At 55.6% G+C, this 16,975-nt stretch carries 30 protein-coding genes; 29 read left to right on the forward strand and 1 reads right to left on the reverse strand.

The window, feature by feature from the left end; all coding sequences use genetic code 11:
• The 29 genes from ARC85_RS11390 to rplQ form a co-directional block, all read left to right on the forward strand.
• On the forward strand, positions 1-121 hold a 121-nt coding region (locus ARC85_RS11390; RefSeq protein ID WP_502688017.1), incomplete at its 5' end, for an EF-Tu C-terminal domain-related protein.
• A gap of 184 nt (positions 122-305) precedes the next feature.
• Positions 306-617: a 30S ribosomal protein S10 gene (rpsJ, locus tag ARC85_RS11395; RefSeq protein WP_004580743.1), complete on the forward strand. Its 312-nt coding sequence runs from the start codon at positions 306-308 to the stop codon at positions 615-617.
• Positions 618-692: 75 nt separating this feature from the next.
• The gene (gene rplC / locus ARC85_RS11400) at positions 693-1,331 is read left to right on the forward strand and encodes a 50S ribosomal protein L3 (RefSeq protein ID WP_011784246.1); all 639 of its coding nucleotides are present in this window, start codon (positions 693-695) and stop codon (positions 1,329-1,331) included.
• 11 nt (positions 1,332-1,342) lie between these two features.
• Positions 1,343-1,948 (forward strand): 50S ribosomal protein L4, encoded by a 606-nt coding sequence (rplD, locus tag ARC85_RS11405; RefSeq protein WP_011784247.1) that lies wholly within the window; start codon positions 1,343-1,345, stop codon positions 1,946-1,948.
• Positions 1,945-2,238 carry a 50S ribosomal protein L23 gene (gene rplW, locus ARC85_RS11410; RefSeq protein WP_008174862.1) on the forward strand — a complete coding sequence of 98 codons (294 nt, stop codon included), beginning with the start codon at positions 1,945-1,947 and terminating at the stop codon, positions 2,236-2,238. The genes rplD and rplW overlap by 4 nt, the downstream gene beginning before the upstream one ends.
• Positions 2,239-2,255: 17 nt before the next feature.
• Positions 2,256-3,083 (forward strand): 50S ribosomal protein L2, encoded by an 828-nt coding sequence (rplB, locus tag ARC85_RS11415; protein ID WP_011784248.1) that lies wholly within the window; start codon positions 2,256-2,258, stop codon positions 3,081-3,083.
• A gap of 23 nt (positions 3,084-3,106) precedes the next feature.
• Positions 3,107-3,382, forward strand: coding sequence for a 30S ribosomal protein S19 (gene rpsS, locus ARC85_RS11420; RefSeq protein ID WP_007154011.1), 276 nt, complete (start codon positions 3,107-3,109; stop codon positions 3,380-3,382).
• A gap of 16 nt (positions 3,383-3,398) precedes the next feature.
• Positions 3,399-3,731, forward strand: a complete 333-nt coding sequence (gene rplV, locus ARC85_RS11425) for a 50S ribosomal protein L22 (RefSeq protein ID WP_008940674.1) — start codon at positions 3,399-3,401, stop codon at positions 3,729-3,731.
• A gap of 11 nt (positions 3,732-3,742) precedes the next feature.
• Entirely contained in the window at positions 3,743-4,426 is a 684-nt protein-coding gene (gene rpsC, locus ARC85_RS11430) for a 30S ribosomal protein S3 (RefSeq protein WP_011784249.1), read from the forward strand.
• 12 nt (positions 4,427-4,438) lie between these two features.
• Positions 4,439-4,852 (forward strand): 50S ribosomal protein L16, encoded by a 414-nt coding sequence (gene rplP / locus ARC85_RS11435; RefSeq protein ID WP_011784250.1) that lies wholly within the window; start codon positions 4,439-4,441, stop codon positions 4,850-4,852.
• On the forward strand, positions 4,852-5,043 hold the full coding sequence (gene rpmC / locus ARC85_RS11440; protein WP_008174877.1) for a 50S ribosomal protein L29: 192 nt from the start codon (positions 4,852-4,854) through the stop codon (positions 5,041-5,043). Before rplP ends, rpmC begins: the two co-directional genes overlap by 1 nt.
• A gap of 1 nt (position 5,044) precedes the next feature.
• The gene (rpsQ, locus tag ARC85_RS11445) at positions 5,045-5,311 is read left to right on the forward strand and encodes a 30S ribosomal protein S17 (RefSeq protein ID WP_011784251.1); all 267 of its coding nucleotides are present in this window, start codon (positions 5,045-5,047) and stop codon (positions 5,309-5,311) included.
• 18 nt (positions 5,312-5,329) lie between these two features.
• Positions 5,330-5,698: a 50S ribosomal protein L14 gene (gene rplN, locus ARC85_RS11450; RefSeq protein ID WP_011784252.1), complete on the forward strand. Its 369-nt coding sequence runs from the start codon at positions 5,330-5,332 to the stop codon at positions 5,696-5,698.
• Between the two features lie 17 nt (positions 5,699-5,715).
• Positions 5,716-6,036, forward strand: a complete 321-nt coding sequence (gene rplX, locus ARC85_RS11455) for a 50S ribosomal protein L24 (protein WP_011784253.1) — start codon at positions 5,716-5,718, stop codon at positions 6,034-6,036.
• Between the two features lie 15 nt (positions 6,037-6,051).
• Positions 6,052-6,591 carry a 50S ribosomal protein L5 gene (gene rplE / locus ARC85_RS11460; protein WP_011784254.1) on the forward strand — a complete coding sequence of 180 codons (540 nt, stop codon included), beginning with the start codon at positions 6,052-6,054 and terminating at the stop codon, positions 6,589-6,591.
• A gap of 12 nt (positions 6,592-6,603) precedes the next feature.
• Positions 6,604-6,909 (forward strand): 30S ribosomal protein S14, encoded by a 306-nt coding sequence (gene rpsN / locus ARC85_RS11465; protein ID WP_011784255.1) that lies wholly within the window; start codon positions 6,604-6,606, stop codon positions 6,907-6,909.
• Positions 6,910-6,997: 88 nt separating this feature from the next.
• Positions 6,998-7,390, forward strand: a complete 393-nt coding sequence (gene rpsH, locus ARC85_RS11470) for a 30S ribosomal protein S8 (RefSeq protein ID WP_011784256.1) — start codon at positions 6,998-7,000, stop codon at positions 7,388-7,390.
• Between the two features lie 9 nt (positions 7,391-7,399).
• Positions 7,400-7,933, forward strand: coding sequence for a 50S ribosomal protein L6 (gene rplF / locus ARC85_RS11475; protein WP_011784257.1), 534 nt, complete (start codon positions 7,400-7,402; stop codon positions 7,931-7,933).
• A 9-nt stretch (positions 7,934-7,942) separates the two neighbouring features.
• Positions 7,943-8,290 (forward strand): 50S ribosomal protein L18, encoded by a 348-nt coding sequence (gene rplR, locus ARC85_RS11480; RefSeq protein ID WP_011784258.1) that lies wholly within the window; start codon positions 7,943-7,945, stop codon positions 8,288-8,290.
• A 12-nt stretch (positions 8,291-8,302) separates the two neighbouring features.
• Positions 8,303-8,803, forward strand: coding sequence for a 30S ribosomal protein S5 (gene rpsE / locus ARC85_RS11485; protein ID WP_011784259.1), 501 nt, complete (start codon positions 8,303-8,305; stop codon positions 8,801-8,803).
• A gap of 4 nt (positions 8,804-8,807) precedes the next feature.
• Complete coding sequence (rpmD, locus tag ARC85_RS11490; RefSeq protein ID WP_008174894.1) at positions 8,808-8,996, forward strand: 50S ribosomal protein L30; 189 nt, start codon at positions 8,808-8,810, stop codon at positions 8,994-8,996.
• 1 nt (position 8,997) lies between these two features.
• Complete coding sequence (rplO, locus tag ARC85_RS11495; protein ID WP_011784260.1) at positions 8,998-9,432, forward strand: 50S ribosomal protein L15; 435 nt, start codon at positions 8,998-9,000, stop codon at positions 9,430-9,432.
• A gap of 17 nt (positions 9,433-9,449) precedes the next feature.
• Positions 9,450-10,772 (forward strand): preprotein translocase subunit SecY, encoded by a 1,323-nt coding sequence (gene secY / locus ARC85_RS11500; protein WP_011784261.1) that lies wholly within the window; start codon positions 9,450-9,452, stop codon positions 10,770-10,772.
• 33 nt (positions 10,773-10,805) lie between these two features.
• A complete protein-coding gene (gene rpmJ / locus ARC85_RS11505; protein WP_008174902.1) occupies positions 10,806-10,919 on the forward strand; it encodes a 50S ribosomal protein L36 in 114 nt (37 codons plus the stop codon).
• 142 nt (positions 10,920-11,061) lie between these two features.
• The gene (gene rpsM, locus ARC85_RS11510) at positions 11,062-11,418 is read left to right on the forward strand and encodes a 30S ribosomal protein S13 (protein ID WP_011784262.1); all 357 of its coding nucleotides are present in this window, start codon (positions 11,062-11,064) and stop codon (positions 11,416-11,418) included.
• Between the two features lie 13 nt (positions 11,419-11,431).
• Positions 11,432-11,821, forward strand: a complete 390-nt coding sequence (gene rpsK / locus ARC85_RS11515; protein ID WP_007153992.1) for a 30S ribosomal protein S11 — start codon at positions 11,432-11,434, stop codon at positions 11,819-11,821.
• Positions 11,822-11,839: 18 nt separating this feature from the next.
• Positions 11,840-12,460: a 30S ribosomal protein S4 gene (rpsD, locus tag ARC85_RS11520; protein WP_014420494.1), complete on the forward strand. Its 621-nt coding sequence runs from the start codon at positions 11,840-11,842 to the stop codon at positions 12,458-12,460.
• 35 nt (positions 12,461-12,495) lie between these two features.
• Complete coding sequence (locus tag ARC85_RS11525; RefSeq protein ID WP_008174911.1) at positions 12,496-13,500, forward strand: DNA-directed RNA polymerase subunit alpha; 1,005 nt, start codon at positions 12,496-12,498, stop codon at positions 13,498-13,500.
• A gap of 33 nt (positions 13,501-13,533) precedes the next feature.
• On the forward strand, positions 13,534-13,932 hold the full coding sequence (gene rplQ, locus ARC85_RS11530; RefSeq protein WP_011784264.1) for a 50S ribosomal protein L17: 399 nt from the start codon (positions 13,534-13,536) through the stop codon (positions 13,930-13,932).
• 72 nt (positions 13,933-14,004) lie between these two features.
• Here the strand turns inward: rplQ and uvrA are convergent, their stop codons facing one another.
• Positions 14,005-16,827: an excinuclease ABC subunit UvrA gene (gene uvrA / locus ARC85_RS11535; protein WP_121208603.1), complete on the reverse strand. Its 2,823-nt coding sequence runs from the start codon at positions 16,825-16,827 to the stop codon at positions 14,005-14,007.
• Positions 16,828-16,975: the final 148 nt, after the last annotated feature.

Consider the following 16,975-nt stretch of genomic DNA (forward strand, 5'->3'; position numbering starts at 1 on the left):
CAACGTGAAAATGACCGTCACCCTGATCGCTCCGATCGCCATGGAAGATGGCCTGCGCTTCGCGATTCGCGAAGGTGGTCGTACCGTTGGTGCCGGCGTGGTCGCCAAGATCATCGAGTAATCTGCTCGATTGATCAGGAAAAAGGGGCTGAGCGTTCAGCCCCTTTTTCTGTTTAGGTCGCAAATGTCGCTCAACCCTGTCAATGGCAATGCTGTTGACAGGGTTGGGTATTATGCATACAATGCGGCTCCTTTTTTTGAAGGTCGGCTAACTAGTAGCTGCTACGAGTGGAGTTTGGTGCATCATGCAAAGCCAAAAAATTCGAATCCGGTTGAAGGCGTTTGATTATCGCCTGATCGACCAGTCCACGCAGGAGATTGTCGATACCGCCAAGCGGACCGGCGCTCAGGTGCGTGGTCCCATTCCTCTGCCGACGCGGAAGGAAAAGTACACGGTATTGATCTCTCCGCACGTCAACAAAGACGCGCGTGATCAGTATGAAATTCGTACGCATAAGCGTTTGCTCGACATTGTTGAGCCGACGGAAAAGACAGTAGATGCTCTGATGAAACTGGACCTGGCAGCAGGTGTAGACGTTCAGATCAGCCTCGGCTAATACCGCCCGGTATTAGTCTGTGTAACTGTCATAGGCCATAGAGGGTGCAAGCCCCGTACACTTAAGAGGTGAAACATGGCAATTGGTGTTGTCGGTCGTAAGGCCGGTATGACCCGTATTTTTACGGATGAAGGGCAGGCGCTGCCTGTCACGGTAATTGAGGTTGAGCCCAACCGCATTACCCAACTCAAGACCCTCGAAAGCGACGGCTACCGTGCAGTGCAGGTAACCGTAGGTTCTCGTCGTTCCTCCCGTGTAAACAAGGCGGCTGCCGGGCACTTTGCAAAAGCAGGTGTTGAAGCTGGTCGTGGCGTTTGGGAATTCCGTCTGGCTGATGGCGAAGGTGAAGACCTGGCCGCCGGTGGCGAGCTGACCGTTTCCGTGTTTGAAGACGGTCAGGTGGTTGACGCAGTAGGTCAGTCCAAGGGTAAGGGTTTCCAGGGCGGTGTTAAGCGCTGGAACTTCTCCATGCAGGACGCTACTCACGGTAACTCCCTGTCTCATCGTGCTCCGGGTTCCATTGGTCAGAACCAGACTCCGGGTAAGGTGTTCAAGGGCAAGAAGATGGCCGGTCAGATGGGTAATGCGCAGGTTACTGTGCAGAACCTGAAAATCGTCCGTGTCGATGCCGAGCGCAACCTGCTGCTGGTAAGTGGTGCCGTACCTGGCGCAACTGGCGGCGACGTTGTCATCAAGCCTGCAGTTAAAGCCTGAGGAGCGGTGCGATGGAATTGACAATTACTGGTAGCGGCAAGGGGATTTCTGTTTCCGACGCTGCGTTTGCCAAAGATTTTAACGAAGCTCTGGTGCATCAGGTGGTTACTGCTTACATGGCAGCTGGCCGTCAGGGTACCAAGGCCCAGAAGACACGTTCCGAAGTCAGTGGTGGTGGCAAGAAGCCATGGCGTCAGAAGGGTACTGGTCGTGCCCGTGCTGGTACCATTCGTAGCCCGATCTGGCGTTCAGGCGGCGTAACCTTTGCTGCCAAGCCCCGTGACTTCGAGCAAAAGGTTAACCGCAAGATGTACCGTGCGGCGATGCGTTCCATTTTCTCCGAGCTGGTACGCCAGGAGCGTCTGGTTGTGGTTGACGACATGAATGTCGATACACCCAAGACCAAGGCCTTCACTGCCAAGCTGAGCGATCTGGGTGTGTCCAACGCCCTGATCCTGTCTGAGAATGTTGAGCAGAATCTGCACCTGGCTTCCCGCAACGTTCCTCATGTGGACGTTCGCGATGTGGCAGGTCTGGATCCGGTCAGCCTGGTTGCCTTCGAGAAAGTCGTGGTGACTGTTCCCGCTCTGAAGAAGATCGAGGAGATGCTGGGATGAATCAGGAACGTATTTACAAGGTCCTGTTAGGGCCGCACGTATCAGAAAAAGCGTCTCTGGCGGCAGAGCGTGGTCAGGTGGTGTTTCGTGTAGCGCCTGATGCGACCAAGCCCGAGATCAAGAAAGCCGTTGAGCAACTGTTCAACGTCACCGTCGAAGGTGTTCAGGTTCTGAACCGTAAGGGTAAGCTCAAGCGCACTATCCGCGGGTTCGGCAAGCGTAATGACATTCGTAAGGCTTACGTCAAGCTGGCAGAAGGTCAGGACATCGATTTTCTGGATGTGGAATAAGGTAAAGGGGTCGTAATATGCCGATCGTCAAAACCAAGCCAACATCTGCCGGACGCCGTCACGTTGTAAAACTTTACAACCCGGATCTGCACAAAGGACGTCCTTACGAGCCGTTGGTAGAAACAAAGAGTAAGTCTGGTGGCCGTAACAATGTTGGCCGCATTACTACTCGTCACATTGGTGGTGGTCATAAGCAGCACTACCGTGTTATCGACTTCAAGCGGACCAAAGATGGTATCCCGGCGGTCATTGAGCGCCTGGAATACGATCCTAACCGCTCTGCGCACATTGCACTGGTCAAATATGCCGATGGCGAGCGTCGTTACATTATCGCTCCCAAAGGTATGAAGGCTGGTGATCCTGTGCGCTCCGGCGTCGACGCGCCGATCAAGGTGGGCTCCACGCTGCCGCTCCGGAACATTCCGGTCGGTTCCGTAATCCACTGCGTCGAACTCAAGCCTGGCAAAGGTGCACAGCTGGCTCGCTCTGCGGGCGCATCCGTACAGCTGGTTGCTCGGGAAGGGGCGTATGCCACCATCCGCCTGCGTTCAGGTGAAATGCGTAAGGTGCTTGTAGATTGCCGTGCCACTCTGGGCGAAGTGTCCAACAGTGAGCATAGCCTCAAGCAGCTTGGTAAAGCGGGTGCATCACGTTGGCGCGGCAAACGGCCAACAGTACGTGGTGTTGCTATGAACCCAGTTGACCACCCGCATGGTGGTGGTGAAGGGCGTACCTCTGGCGGACGTCACCCGGTTACTCCGTGGGGTGTTCCGACCAAAGGGCATAAGACTCGTAAGAACAAGCGTACTGACAAGATGATAGTACGTCGTCGTTCGGCCAAGTAAACGACTACATAGAGGTAATTGCTGTGCCACGTTCTTTGAAGAAAGGTCCTTTTATAGACCTGCATCTGTTGAAGAAGGTCGAGGCAGCTCTGGAAGCAAATGACAAGCGGCCCATTAAAACCTGGTCCCGCCGGTCAACAGTCTTCCCGGAGATGGTAGGCCTGACCATTGCAGTCCACAACGGCAAGCAGCACGTGCCGGTTTATGTCACCGAAGATATGGTTGGACATAAGCTGGGTGAGTTCGCGGCAACGCGTACTTATCGTGGTCATGCGGCCGACAAGAAAGCTAAACGCTGATTCTGAGGTAATAGAAATGGAAGTAGCAGCCAAGTACAAGGGCGCTCGCCTCTCAGCTCAGAAAGCACGTCTTGTCGCTGACCAAGTACGCGGCAAGGCTGTTGAGGACGCCCTGAACATTCTGACTTTCAGCCCTAAGAAGGCAGCGGTTGTGATCAAGAAAGCTCTTGAATCCGCCATTGCCAACGCTGAGCACAACGAAGGTCTGGACGTAGATGATCTGCGGGTTTCCACCGTGATGGTGGATGAGGGCCCAACGCTCAAGCGAATCAAAGCTCGAGCCAAGGGGCGCGCTGACCGTATTTTCAAGCGCACCTGTCATATCACCGTCAAGGTCGCCGACAAGTAGGAGATGCTCAGATGGGTCATAAAGTAAATCCAACCGGCATTCGCCTGGGTGTGATCAAAGAGCACAACTCAGTGTGGTACGCCGACAAAAAGGACTACGCGAAGAATCTTCTGAATGATATTCAGGTTCGCGAATTCCTGGACAAGCGTCTGGTTAAGGCGTCTGTCAGCAAGATCGTGATCGAGCGCCCTGCTCAGAACGCCCGGATCACGATCCATACCGCCCGCCCCGGTATTGTTATCGGTAAGAAGGGTGAAGATGTTGACCGTCTGCGTCGCGAAGTCAGCGACATGATGGGTGTGCCTGTGCACATCAACATCGAAGAAGTCCGCAAGCCGGACCTGGATGCCCGCCTGGTAGCGCAAAACGTTGCCGGCCAACTGGAGCGTCGTGTGATGTTCCGTCGCGCTATGAAGCGTGCGGTTCAAAACGCCATGCGTCAGGGAGCCAAGGGTATCAAGATTCAGGTTGGCGGTCGTCTTGGGGGTGCTGAAATCGCACGTTCCGAGTGGTATCGCGAAGGTCGTGTACCTCTGCACACACTGCGTGCAGATATTGATTATGCAACCTATGAAGCGCACACCACTTACGGCGTTATCGGCGTAAAGGTATGGATCTTCAAAGGTGAGATTCTTGGTGGTATGGAGCAGGTCCGTGCTGACAAGAAAGCCTCTGGGAAGAAAGGTTCTAAGTAAAGGGGCACTCTTATGCTGCAACCAAAACGCACCAAATTCCGCAAGGTAATGAAAGGCCGTAACACCGGTCTTGCTCAGCGCGCAAACAAGGTGAGCTTCGGTGAATACGGATTGAAGGCGACCAGCCGTGGGCGTATAACTGCGCGCCAGATTGAGGCAGCGCGTCGTACCATGACTCGCCGCATCAAGCGGGGCGGTAAGATCTGGATCCGGGTCTTCCCGGACAAGCCGATCACCGGTAAGCCGCTGGAAGTACGTATGGGTAAAGGTAAAGGTTCTGTCGAGTATTGGGTGGCTGAGATTCAGCCAGGCCGCATGTTGTACGAGATGGAAGGTGTCGCGGAAGAAATCGCACGCGAAGCTTTCACTCTGGCTGCCGCCAAACTGCCGGTACAGACCACCTTTGTTAAGAGGACGGTGATGTGATGAAAGCAACAGAGCTGCGTGAAAAGTCAGTCGAGGAGCTGAACAAAGAGCTGATCGACCTCCTGAAGGAGCAGTTCAACCTGCGCATGCGCAAGGCGACAGGTCAGCTGAATCAGTCTCACCTTCTCGGCAAGGTGAAGCGCGATATCGCTCGCGTGAAAACAGTATTGAACGAAAAGGCAGGACAGTGACATGACCGAAGCTACCCAAACTGCCAGAACTCTGAGCGGCAAGGTCGTGAGCAACAAGATGGACAAGTCCATCGTGGTCCTGGTTGAGCGTCAGGTTAAACACCCGCTGTACGGTAAGTACATGAAGCGTTCAACCAAGATTCATGCGCACGATGAAAGCAATCAGTGCAACATTGGTGACACCGTAACCATCCAGGAAACCCGTCCGGTCTCCAAGACCAAGAGCTGGGCCCTGGTGGAAGTTACCGAACGCGCTGCCAAGGTGTAATTCGCCCGGAGAACAACCATGATTCAGACTCAAACAATGCTTGAAGTCGCGGATAACAGTGGTGCACGTCAGGTTATGTGCATCAAGGTCCTGGGCGGATCTCACCGGCGTTATGCAACCGTTGGGGATATCATCAAGGTAACCGTCAAGGAAGCCATCCCCCGCGGCAAGGTGAAAAAAGGCCAGGTCCTGAAGGCTGTTGTAGTACGTACCCGTAAGGGTGTGCGTCGTCCGGACGGTTCTCTGATCCGTTTTGACGGTAACGCGGCGGTACTTCTGAACAATCAGGACGCTCCCATTGGTACCCGTATCTTCGGACCGGTTACCCGTGAACTGCGTAACGAGAAGTTCATGAAGATTATCTCACTGGCACCCGAAGTACTTTAAAGGACCAGAGGCCGGTTATGAAAAAGATCAAACGAGATGACGAAGTAATCGTCACCACGGGGAAAGACAAAGACAAACGTGGTAAAGTCCTGAAAGTTCTGGACGACGGTCGCGTGCTTGTTTCTGGCATCAATATGATGAAGAAGCACACAAAGCCGAACCCGATGCTTGGCACCCCGGGCGGTATCGTCGAAAAAGAAGCGCCTATCCAGGCTTCCAACGTGGCTATTTTTAATCCGCAGACCGGCAAAGCCGATCGTGTTGGCTTCCAGATCAAGGAAGACGGCACCAAAGTGCGGATCTTCAAGTCCACGAACGAAGCTGTCGATAACCAGTAAGCGGTGGTGGTTACGATGCTTAACATGAAAGAGCAGTACACTAAGGAAGTGGTACCCGCCCTGCAGAAAGAGTTCGGTTACAAGAACGTGATGCAGGTGCCGCGTATCGAGAAAATCACCCTGAACATGGGTGTTGGCGAAGCGGTTGGTGACAAGAAGCTGATTGAAAATGCCGTGGCGGATCTCGAGCGCCTGGCAGGTCAAAAAGTGGTTGTTACCAAAGCGCGTAAATCCGTCGCGGGCTTCAAAATCCGTGAAGGTTGGCCGATTGGCTGTAAAGTGACCCTGCGCGGTGAGCGCATGTGGGATTTCTTTGATCGTCTGGTGCACATTGCGGTTCCCCGCATTCGTGACTTCCGCGGTCTGAACCCGAAATCCTTCGACGGTCGCGGTAACTACAGCATGGGTGTGCGTGAGCAGATCATCTTCCCGGAGATCGAGTACGACAAAGTCGACAAGATCCGCGGGCTGGATATCACCATCACCACCACTGCCGGTACCGACGACGAAGGTCGCGAACTGTTGAAAGCCTTTGGCTTTCCGTTCAAGAAATAAGGAACGAGTGACATGGCGAAGGTTTCAATGAAAAACCGTGAGCAAAAGCGCGAGAAACTGGTAGCAAAGTATGCTGCCAAGCGCGCTGAGCTCAAGGCGATTATCAAAAACCCGAATACCAGCGATGATGACCGTTGGGATGCACAGATGAAGCTCCAGCAGCTTCCGCGTGATTCATCTCCTTCGCGTCTTCGGAATCGTTGCCAGGTGACTGGTCGTCCCCACGGCGTTCTGCGCAAGTTCGAGCTGTCACGGATCAAACTCCGTGAATACGGCATGCGCGGTGACGTTCCGGGCCTGACCAAGGCAAGCTGGTAAGATAGGCCGCCTGACTTCGGTCAGGTGCCTGTTGGTAAGCGGTGCGGCAAGCCGCTGCACAACTAAAAAGATCAGGAGCCTCATACCAATGAGTATGCAAGACACGCTTGCGGATATGTTTACCCGTATCCGTAATGCCCAGATGGCGTCAAAAGCTGACGTAACGATGCCATCTTCAAAAATGAAGGTCTCAGTAGCCCAAGTCCTCAAGGACGAAGGCTACGTAGCAGATTTTTCTGTTTCAGCTGACGCGAAGCCCGAGCTGACCATCACTCTGAAATACTTCGGTGGCAAGCCGGTTATTGAAGAGATTCAGCGGGTCAGCCGTCCGAGTCTGCGCCAGTACAAAGGCGCCGGGGAACTGCCGAAAGTAGCCGGTGGTCTGGGAGTCGCGATTGTCTCAACGTCCAGGGGCGTTATGACAGACCGCGCCGCACGAGCTGCAGGCGTGGGTGGCGAAGTCATCTGCACCGTATTCTAGGAGATACACATGTCCAGGGTTGCCAATAATCCTGTCGTGCTGCCTTCCGGTGTTGAGGTTAAGCTGAACGGACAGGAAATCAATGTGAAGGGTTCCAAAGGAGCGCTTCAGTTCACCATTCACCAGGCGGTTGAAGTAAAGCAGGAAGAAAATGTCCTGCGTTTTGCGGCCCGCGATGGTGCAAAACAGTCCCGCGCTCTTGCTGGTACTACTCGTGCGCTGGTTAACAATATGGTTACCGGCGTATCCACAGGCTGGGAGCGTAAGCTGCAGCTGACGGGCGTAGGTTACCGTGCGCAGGCGCAAGGTAAGAAGCTCAACCTGACGCTGGGTTTTTCCCACCCGGTCGAGTATGAGCTGCCCGAGGGTGTTACCGCTGAAACTCCGTCCAATACGGAAGTTGTGATTCGCGGTATCGACAAGCAACAGGTTGGCCAGGTCGCTGCGGAAATCCGCGCGTTCCGTCCGCCCGAGCCGTATAAAGGTAAGGGTGTGCGTTATGCGGATGAGCAGGTCAGACGCAAAGAAGCCAAGAAGAAATAAGGCGGGACTATGAGCGCAAATAACGAAAGACTGCGTCGCGCGCGCAAAGTGCGCATGAAGATCCGTGAGCTGGGTACTGACCGTCTGTGCGTGCACCGTACACCGCGTCATATGTACGCCCAGGTTACGACTGCAGATGGCAGCAAAGTGCTTGCCACTGCCTCCACGTTGGATAAGGAACTGCGCCAGGGTGCAACCGGTAACGTGGACGCTGCCAAGAAGGTCGGTCAGCTGATTGCTGAGCGCGCCAAGGCAGCAGGCATTGAGAAGGTCGCTTTTGACCGCTCAGGTTACCGTTATCACGGTCGTGTTCAGGCTCTTGCCGACGCTGCCCGTGAAGCTGGCTTGCAATTCTAAGAGGTGGAGAAGATGAGCGTTAACGAACAGAAGGCGCCTGAGCTCCAGGAAAAGCTGGTTCAGGTCAATCGTGTCGCCAAGGTAGTTAAAGGCGGCCGTATCTTTGCCTTCACTGCACTGACTGTAGTGGGTGATGGTAAAGGTCGCGTTGGTTTCGGTCGTGGCAAGGCCCGGGAAGTTCCGGTTGCCATCCAGAAGGCCATGGAAGCTGCACGCAAAAACATGGTAGACGTAGCGTTGGACGGCACTACCCTGCAGTACCCGGTTCGGGCGCAGCACGGTGGTTCCAAGGTCTTCATGCAGCCTGCTTCTGAGGGTACCGGTATCATTGCCGGCGGTGCGATGCGCGCCGTACTCGAGGTGGCCGGTGTGCAGAACGTACTGTCCAAGTGTTACGGGTCCACCAACCCGGTGAACGTAGTACGTTCCACCATCAAGGGTCTGCAGGCCATGAAGGCGCCTGAAGACGTTGCAGCCAAGCGCGGTAAATCCGTGGAAGATATTCTGGGTTGAAGTCATGGCGAACGCAAAAACGATCAAAGTAACTCTGACCCGCAGCCCGATCGGCTGTCAGCCCAAGCACAAGCTGTGCGTCAAGGGCCTGGGTCTTCGTAAAATCGGTCACACCGTGGAAGTGGAAGACACTCCTTCCATTCGCGGCATGATCAACCGGGTAAATTACCTGGTTCGGGTTGAGGAGAACTAAGATGCGTCTGAACGAACTTGCTCCGGAACCCGGTTCACGTCCGTCCGCCAAGCGTGTCGGCCGTGGTATCGGTAGCGGTCTCGGCAAAACCGGCGGTCGTGGTCATAAAGGTCTGAAATCCCGTTCCGGTGGCTCCGTTGCTCCTGGTTTCGAGGGTGGTCAGCAGCCTCTGGCCCGTCGTCTGCCTAAGTTCGGTTTCACCTCGCGTCAGCAGCGTTACGTGGCGGAAATCCGCCTGAACGAGCTGGCCAAGGTTGAAGGCGACGTGGTGGATCTGGCGGCCCTGAAAAAGGCTGACATCATTCGCGAAGAAATTCGCGAGGCCAAGGTTATCCTGTCCGGCGAGCTGGACCGTGCGGTAACCGTGAAAGGCCTTCGAGTCACCAAGGGCGCACGCGAAGCGATTACCGCCGCGGGTGGTAAAGTCGAAGACTAAGACGAGTCGAGGACTAAATGGCCAAGACAGCATCATTGCCTGCGGGCGCCGGAAAAGGATTTGCAGAGCTGCGCTCGCGGCTCTGGTTCGTGTTTCTGGCGCTGCTGGTGTACCGGATCGGTGCCCACATTCCGGTTCCCGGTATCAACCCGGATCGGCTGGCGGCACTGTTTGATCAGAACCAGGGAACCATCCTGAGTCTGTTCAACATGTTCTCCGGTGGTGCGCTTGAGCGCATGAGTATCTTCGCACTCGGTATCATGCCGTACATTTCGGCTTCTATTATCATGCAGCTCATGACTGCGGTTAGTCCGCAGCTTGAGCAGCTTAAGAAAGAAGGCGAGGCTGGTCGTCGCAAGATCAGCCAGTATACGCGGTATGGTACGGTTATCCTGGCCCTGGTTCAGGGCTTTGGTATTTCTGTGGGTCTGGCATCACAGGGCGTTACCTTTAATGACAGCTTCAGCTTCCACTTTGTGGCGGTTGTTTCGTTTGTCTGCGGTGCGGTCTTCATGATGTGGCTCGGTGAGCAGATCACCGAAAGAGGTATTGGTAACGGTATTTCGCTGCTGATTTTCGCGGGTATTGTTGCCGGTCTTCCTGGCGCTATTGGCCAGACTCTGGAGCAGGCTCGTAACGGTGAAATGAGCTTGCTGGTTGTTCTCGGGATTGGTGTTCTGGCGATTGCTGTTGTCGGTTTCGTGGTCTTCATGGAGCGTGGGCAGCGGCGTTTGACCATCAACTATGCCAAGCGGCAGCAGGGGCGTCGGGTATTTGCCCAGCAGTCCAGCCACCTGCCGCTGAAGGTGAATATGGCCGGCGTCATTCCGCCGATCTTCGCCTCTTCGATTCTACTGTTCCCGGCCTCTCTGGGGCAGTGGTTCGGTCAGGGCGAGGGCATGGAGTGGCTGAGTGATATCTCCCAGGCATTGGCACCGAGCCAGCCGTTGTATATTATCCTGTTCGCAGCAGCAGTTATCTTCTTCTGCTACTTCTACACAGCGCTGATGTACAACCCCAAGGAAGTTGCGGATAACCTCAAGCGTTCCGGCGCGTTTATCCCCGGTATTCGCCCCGGCGAACAGACGGCCAAGTACATCGATGGTGTGCTGACCCGTTTGACTCTGTTCGGTGCTATGTATATTGCAGCAGTATCCCTGTTCCCTCAGTTCCTGATGGTGGCCGGGAATGTGCCTTTCTATCTCGGGGGCACCTCTCTGCTGATTGTTGTAGTCGTGGTGATGGATTTCATGGCTCAGGTTCAGTCGCACCTGATGTCTCACCAGTATGAATCGCTGATGAAGAAATCCAATCTCAAGGGCTATGGACGGAACGGCTGAAAAAGCCGTTCCCCTTGAAAACTGGAGTCGACAATGAAAGTACGCGCTTCGGTAAAGAAAATTTGCCGTAACTGCAAAGTAATTCGACGCAATGGCTCAGTTCGAGTCATCTGCTCGGAGCCTCGTCACAAGCAGCGCCAGGGCTGATCCGTTTCGGATAAGCGCTGACATTGTAAAAGGGGTTCGGAATAGTGGCGCTTGACTCACCTGTGGGTCAAGCGCTATTATTTCGCGCCCTTTTTGTGGCGGAAAATTCACACAGCAAAGCTTTGAACGCGGAGTAATTTGGATGGCACGTATAGCCGGTGTCAATATACCCGATAACAAACATGCTGTTATCTCGCTGACCTACATCTTCGGTGTTGGCAAGACAACAGCCCAGAAGCTTTGCGATGCAACCGGCGTTAAGCCGGACGCCAAGGTCAAAGACCTGAGCGACGAGCAGCTTGAAGCACTTCGTACTGAAGTGGGCAAGTTTACCGTCGAAGGCGATCTGCGTCGTGAAGTACAGATGAACATCAAGCGTTTGAAGGATCTCGGTTGCTTCCGTGGTCTGCGTCATCGTCATGGCCTTCCGGTCCGTGGCCAGCGCACCAAGACCAACGCCCGCACCCGTAAAGGTCCTCGCAAACCTATTCGTAAGTAACAGGTAGGCAAACATGGCAAAGCCAGGTACACGTACCCGTAAAAAGGTGAAAAAGACGGTTGTTGATGGCGTCGCGCACATTCACGCGTCCTTCAACAACACCATCGTGACCATTTCGGACCGTCAGGGCAACGTCCTGTCCTGGGCCACTTCTGGTGGTTCCGGTTTCCGCGGCTCACGTAAGAGTACACCTTTTGCTGCGCAGGTAGCAGCTGAAAGAGCCGGTAATGCGGCTGCTGAATACGGCCTTAAAAACCTGGACGTAGAGGTTAAGGGTCCTGGGCCCGGACGTGAATCTGCAGTTCGCGCGCTGAATGCGTGTGGCTACAAGATCACCAACATCACTGATGTGACGCCGATTCCCCACAACGGCTGTCGTCCGCCCAAGAAGCGCCGCGTCTAACACAGGAGACAGTGAAATATGGCTCGTTATATAGGCCCGAAGTGCAAGCTGTCTCGTCGTGAAGGGACAGATCTTTTTCTGAAGAGCGGCGTTCGCGCGCTCGATTCCAAGTGCAACATCGAGACTCCGCCGGGTATGCACGGCGCGCGTCGCGGTCGTCTGTCCGAGTACGGCGTTCAGCTTCGTGAAAAACAGAAAGTCCGTCGTATCTACGGCGTTCTTGAGAAACAGTTCCGCAACTATTACAAAGAGGCCGCCCGAGGCAAAGGTGCAACTGGTGAAAACCTGCTGCAGCTGCTGGAAGGCCGTCTCGATAACGTTGTATATCGCATGGGCTTTGGTTCTACCCGTGCAGAAGCCCGTCAGCTCGTCTCTCACAAGGCGATCCTGGTCAATGATAAGCCGGTTAACATCCCGTCCTATCAGGTCAAGCCGGGCGACGTTGTGAGCGTGCGCGAAAAGGCCAAGAATCAGCTGCGTGTTAAAGGCGCGCTGGATCTGGCTTCAAGCCGTGCACCGGTAAGCTGGGTAGAGGTTGACGCCAACAAGATGTCCGGCGTTTACAAGTCAGTACCTGAGCGTACTGAACTGCCGGCCGACATCAACGAGAACCTCATCGTCGAGCTTTACTCCAAGTAAAGCCCAGTTAGCAACGATAGCAGATAGGGGCGTCTATGCAGCGTTCAGTACATGAGTTATTGACACCTCGTACCATTGACGTGAAAGAGTCCAGCGCTACGCGCGCCAAGGTGACCCTGGAACCGCTCGAACGCGGTTTCGGGCACACCCTGGGCAGCGCGCTGCGCCGTATTCTTCTGTCTTCGATGCCGGGCTGCGCCGTGACTGAAGCACAGATCGACGGTGTCCTGCACGAGTACAGTGCCATTGAAGGTGTCCAGGAAGACGTCATCGAGATTCTGCTGAATCTCAAGGGCGTTGCCGTAAAGATGAACGGCCGTGACGATGCTGAGCTCACCCTCAGCAAGAAAGGTCCGGGCGTGGTGACTGCCGGCGATATCAAGCTGGACCACGATGTGGAAATCGCTAACCCGGAGCACGTGATCTGTCACTTGAGCGAAAACGGCGAAGTGAACATGCGCTTGCGCGTGGCACGGGGCCGTGGCTACGAGCCGGCTGATCAGCGTGGTCTGGACGAGGACGAAACTCGTGCCATCGGACGCTTGCAGCTGGATGCAACGTTCAGCCCGGTTCGTCGTGTGGCCTATGCCGTCGAGAGCGCTCGGGTTGAGCAGCGTACAGACCTGGACAAGCTGGTTATTGATCTGGAGACCAACGGTACCATCGATCCGGAAGAAGCAATTCGCCGGGCCGCTACCATTCTCCAGCAGCAGCTGGCTGTGTTCGTCGATTTCGATCATGAGAAAGAGCCTGAGCGTGTAGAGGAAGAGGAAGAAATCGATCCGATTCTGCTGCGCCCGGTTGATGATCTGGAGTTGACTGTGCGTTCAGCTAACTGCTTGAAGGCTGAAAACATTTACTATATCGGCGATCTGATCCAGCGCACGGAAGTGGAGCTGCTGAAGACGCCTAATCTAGGCAAAAAGTCGCTGACCGAGATCAAGGACGTTCTTGCGTCCCGTGGTCTGTCTTTGGGTATGCGTCTTGATAACTGGCCGCCGGCAAGCCTTCGTGGTGATGACCGGGTTCTGGGCGGTTGATCGCCGATTAGTTTAAGGTAAGGAATCAGAGCAATGCGTCATCGTAAGAGTGGTCGTAAGTTCAACAGGACCAGTGCGCATCGCAAGGCCATGTTCCGTAACATGACTGCGTCACTGGTTGAGCACGAGCTGATCAAAACGACGCTCCCGAAAGCCAAAGAGCTGCGTCGGGTAGCTGAGCCGTTGATCACGCTCGCAAAGAATGATTCGGTAGCAAATCGTCGTCTGGCGTTCTCTCGCCTGCGTAGCGATGCTGCGGTAGCCAAGCTGTTTGATGAGCTGGGCCCCCGTTACAGCGAGCGTCCGGGTGGTTATCTTCGTATTCTGAAGTGCGGTTTCCGTGCTGGCGACAATGCCCCGATGGCATTCGTTGAGCTGGTCGGCCGTCCTCTGGACATCGAAGCTGAAGAGATGGACGACGACGAAGAGTAAGTTCTTCTGAGTCCATAAAAAAACCGGGTTCCGCAAGGTTCCCGGTTTTTTTGTGCCCGTCGTTCGGGCGGGCTATTTGGTAAGCATCGGTTTGAGGTACCGTCCGGTGTGCGACGCCGGATTGGCGGCGACTTCCTCGGGCGTTCCTTCGGCAATAATCTGTCCCCCACCGGACCCACCTTCCGGACCGAGGTCGACAATCCAGTCTGCGGTCTTGATGACGTCCAGGTTGTGCTCGATTACGACGATGGTGTTGCCGTGATCGCGCAAACGCTCCAGTACGTTCAAAAGTTGCTGGATATCGTAGAAGTGCAGGCCGGTCGTGGGCTCGTCCAGGATGTACAGGGTTTTGCCTGTGTCCCGTTTGGACAGCTCCTTGGCCAGCTTGACCCGCTGTGCTTCGCCCCCCGACAGGGTCACTGCGCTCTGGCCCAGACGAATGTAGGACAGGCCCACGTCGATTAGCGTTTGCAGTTTTCTGGCGATGAAGGGGACTGCGTCGAAAAACTCCCGGCCCTCCTCAACGGTCATTTCCAGAACCTCGTGAATGTTTTTGCCTTTATACCGGACCTCGAGGGTCTCCCGGTTGTAGCGTTTGCCCTTACAGATGTCGCAGGGCACATAGACGTCTGGCAGGAAGTGCATTTCGACTTTGATGACACCATCGCCCTGGCAGGCCTCGCACCGGCCGCCCTTCACGTTGAAGGAGAAACGGCCAGGTTTGTAGCCGCGTGAGCGTGCCTCCTGAGTGCCGGCGAAGAGTTCCCTGATGGGGGTAAACAGGCCGGTGTAAGTGGCGGGGTTAGACCTGGGTGTCCGTCCGATAGGGCTCTGGTCAATGTCGATCACCTTGTCGAGCTGATCAAGTCCTTTCAGGCTCTTGTAGGGCGCATGATTGAGGCTGGTCGCTTTGTTCAGTTTGGCGGCCGCGACCGGATAGAGGGTGCTGTTAATCAGAGTGGATTTGCCTGAGCCCGATACCCCGGTAACGCAGGTCATCACGCCTAGCGGCAGCGTGAGCGTTACGTCCCGGAGATTGTTGCCGGAGGCGCCGGTCAGTACCAGCTTCTTGCCATTGCCCTTGTTTCGCTCAGAAGGTACCGAGATCTCCTTCTCGCCACTGAGATACTGACCTGTCATTGAAGCCGGGTTGGCAATAATCTCTTTCGGGGTTCCCCGCGCGACAATCTCTCCGCCGTGGACGCCAGCGCCGGGGCCAATGTCAATAACGTAGTCGGCAGCCCGGATAGCATCTTCGTCGTGTTCCACCACAATCACCGTATTGCCGAGGTCCCGGAGGTGGGTGAGGGTGGCAAGCAGTCGGTCGTTATCCCGCTGATGCAGTCCAATGGACGGCTCGTCCAGGATGTACATCACTCCCACCAGGCCTGCGCCTATCTGGCTGGCCAGCCTGATGCGCTGGGCCTCGCCGCCTGAGAGGGTGTCTGCGCTGCGTTCCAGGGTGAGGTACTCGAGGCCCACGTTGACCAGAAATTGCAGGCGCTCCCGCACCTCTTTCAGGATTTTTTCGGCGATCTCACCTTTACGCCCGGGCAATGCCAGAGTGCTGAAGTAGCGATGGGCATCACCCACGGGGAGGTGGGTTATTTCCGGGAGGTTTCGCTCTTCGATAAAGACGTGACGGGCACTGCGACGCAGGCGCGAACCGCCGCAGTCTTTACAGGGCTGTGTGCTCAGGTTGCGAGCCAGTTCCTCGCGCATGCTCTGAGATTCCGTCTCGCGGTAACGGCGTTCCAGATTCGGCAGTATGCCCTCGAACGGGTGGGCCTTTTCCATGATATGACCGCGAGAGTTCACATAGCGAAAGGGAATGTCCTCGTTGCCGGAGCCGTACAGGAGCACCTCCTGGAAGTTTTCGGGCAGCTCTTCCCAAGGCGTTTCCAGGTCAATGCCGTAGTGTTCGGCAACACTGGTCAGCATCTGGAAGTAGTACACGGCACGACGGTCCCAGCCTTTGATGGCTCCTGATGCGAGGGTCGCTTCCGGGCTCTGGATCACTTTTTCGGCATCAAAGAACTGGCGCACCCCGAGACCGTCGCAGGTGGGGCAGGCGCCGGCCGGGTTGTTGAACGAAAACAGGCGAGGTTCCAGTTCGCTCAGGGAGTAGCCGCACTGGGTGCAGGCATAGCGCGCCGAGAAGGTGTGTTCCTCGCCTTCTCCACTCATGGGCGCCACCAGAGCAATGCCGTCGGCCAGCTCCAGGGCGGTTTCGAAGCTCTCGGCCAGTCGTTGCTCCAGCCCCTCCTTGACTTTGAATCGATCGACCACAACGTCAATCTGGTGCTTGCGCTTCTTGTCCAGGGCAGGAACGTCGTCTATGTCGTATACCGCTCCGTCCACTCTCAGGCGGATGAAGCCCTGGCTGCGCATGGTGTCGATCACCTGCAGATGCTCACCTTTGCGATCCCGGATCACCGGCGCCAATATCATCAGCTTGCTGCCTTCCGGCATGGCGAGAACCTGGTCAACCATCTGGCTCACGGTCTGGGCTTCCAGCGGCTGGCCGTGATCAGGACAGCGGGGTTCACCAGCACGAGCGAAAAGCAGTCTCAGATAGTCATAGATCTCGGTGATGGTCCCCACGGTAGAGCGGGGGTTGTGCGACGTGGATTTCTGCTCGATGGAGATGGCTGGCGACAAGCCTTCAATATGATCCACATCGGGCTTTTCCATCATCGAGAGGAATTGCCGTGCGTAGGTGGACAGCGACTCGACATACCGGCGCTGGCCCTCGGCATAGAGCGTATCGAACGCCAATGAGGACTTGCCGGAGCCGGACAGACCGGTAATGACGATCAGTTTGTCCCTTGGCATATCCAGGTCGATGTTTTTCAGGTTGTGGGTGCGCGCGCCCTTGATCTGGATATGGTCCATAACACCTCGCTTGGTAAAAACTGCCAGTATATCGGTTTCGGGTCGTTCCGGCTAAGTGCGGAACGACCCGCTCTGCGGGTGTCCCGTCGCCGGGGTGGTTCTGGTACAATGCGCCGCCTGCGGTTACCGGCCGCTCACCATTCATTCA

The organism is Marinobacter sp. tcs-11, assembly GCF_002049515.1.
Lineage (GTDB): Bacteria > Pseudomonadota > Gammaproteobacteria > Pseudomonadales > Oleiphilaceae > Marinobacter > Marinobacter nauticus.

Coding starts and splice junctions, on each gene's coding strand:
- rpsJ (WP_004580743.1), top strand. CDS start 306: ATGCAAAGCCAAAAAATTCGAATCCGGTTGAAGGCGTTTGATTATCGC.
- rplC (WP_011784246.1), top strand. CDS start 693: ATGGCAATTGGTGTTGTCGGTCGTAAGGCCGGTATGACCCGTATTTTT.
- rplD (WP_011784247.1), top strand. CDS start 1,343: ATGGAATTGACAATTACTGGTAGCGGCAAGGGGATTTCTGTTTCCGAC.
- rplW (WP_008174862.1), top strand. CDS start 1,945: ATGAATCAGGAACGTATTTACAAGGTCCTGTTAGGGCCGCACGTATCA.
- rplB (WP_011784248.1), top strand. CDS start 2,256: ATGCCGATCGTCAAAACCAAGCCAACATCTGCCGGACGCCGTCACGTT.
- rplV (WP_008940674.1), top strand. CDS start 3,399: ATGGAAGTAGCAGCCAAGTACAAGGGCGCTCGCCTCTCAGCTCAGAAA.
- rpsC (WP_011784249.1), top strand. CDS start 3,743: ATGGGTCATAAAGTAAATCCAACCGGCATTCGCCTGGGTGTGATCAAA.
- rplP (WP_011784250.1), top strand. CDS start 4,439: ATGCTGCAACCAAAACGCACCAAATTCCGCAAGGTAATGAAAGGCCGT.
- rpmC (WP_008174877.1), top strand. CDS start 4,852: ATGAAAGCAACAGAGCTGCGTGAAAAGTCAGTCGAGGAGCTGAACAAA.
- rpsQ (WP_011784251.1), top strand. CDS start 5,045: ATGACCGAAGCTACCCAAACTGCCAGAACTCTGAGCGGCAAGGTCGTG.
- rplN (WP_011784252.1), top strand. CDS start 5,330: ATGATTCAGACTCAAACAATGCTTGAAGTCGCGGATAACAGTGGTGCA.
- rplX (WP_011784253.1), top strand. CDS start 5,716: ATGAAAAAGATCAAACGAGATGACGAAGTAATCGTCACCACGGGGAAA.
- rplE (WP_011784254.1), top strand. CDS start 6,052: ATGCTTAACATGAAAGAGCAGTACACTAAGGAAGTGGTACCCGCCCTG.
- rpsN (WP_011784255.1), top strand. CDS start 6,604: ATGGCGAAGGTTTCAATGAAAAACCGTGAGCAAAAGCGCGAGAAACTG.
- rpsH (WP_011784256.1), top strand. CDS start 6,998: ATGAGTATGCAAGACACGCTTGCGGATATGTTTACCCGTATCCGTAAT.
- rplF (WP_011784257.1), top strand. CDS start 7,400: ATGTCCAGGGTTGCCAATAATCCTGTCGTGCTGCCTTCCGGTGTTGAG.
- rplR (WP_011784258.1), top strand. CDS start 7,943: ATGAGCGCAAATAACGAAAGACTGCGTCGCGCGCGCAAAGTGCGCATG.
- rpsE (WP_011784259.1), top strand. CDS start 8,303: ATGAGCGTTAACGAACAGAAGGCGCCTGAGCTCCAGGAAAAGCTGGTT.
- rpmD (WP_008174894.1), top strand. CDS start 8,808: ATGGCGAACGCAAAAACGATCAAAGTAACTCTGACCCGCAGCCCGATC.
- rplO (WP_011784260.1), top strand. CDS start 8,998: ATGCGTCTGAACGAACTTGCTCCGGAACCCGGTTCACGTCCGTCCGCC.
- secY (WP_011784261.1), top strand. CDS start 9,450: ATGGCCAAGACAGCATCATTGCCTGCGGGCGCCGGAAAAGGATTTGCA.
- rpmJ (WP_008174902.1), top strand. CDS start 10,806: ATGAAAGTACGCGCTTCGGTAAAGAAAATTTGCCGTAACTGCAAAGTA.
- rpsM (WP_011784262.1), top strand. CDS start 11,062: ATGGCACGTATAGCCGGTGTCAATATACCCGATAACAAACATGCTGTT.
- rpsK (WP_007153992.1), top strand. CDS start 11,432: ATGGCAAAGCCAGGTACACGTACCCGTAAAAAGGTGAAAAAGACGGTT.
- rpsD (WP_014420494.1), top strand. CDS start 11,840: ATGGCTCGTTATATAGGCCCGAAGTGCAAGCTGTCTCGTCGTGAAGGG.
- ARC85_RS11525 (WP_008174911.1), top strand. CDS start 12,496: ATGCAGCGTTCAGTACATGAGTTATTGACACCTCGTACCATTGACGTG.
- rplQ (WP_011784264.1), top strand. CDS start 13,534: ATGCGTCATCGTAAGAGTGGTCGTAAGTTCAACAGGACCAGTGCGCAT.
- uvrA (WP_121208603.1), bottom strand. CDS start 16,827: ATGGACCATATCCAGATCAAGGGCGCGCGCACCCACAACCTGAAAAAC.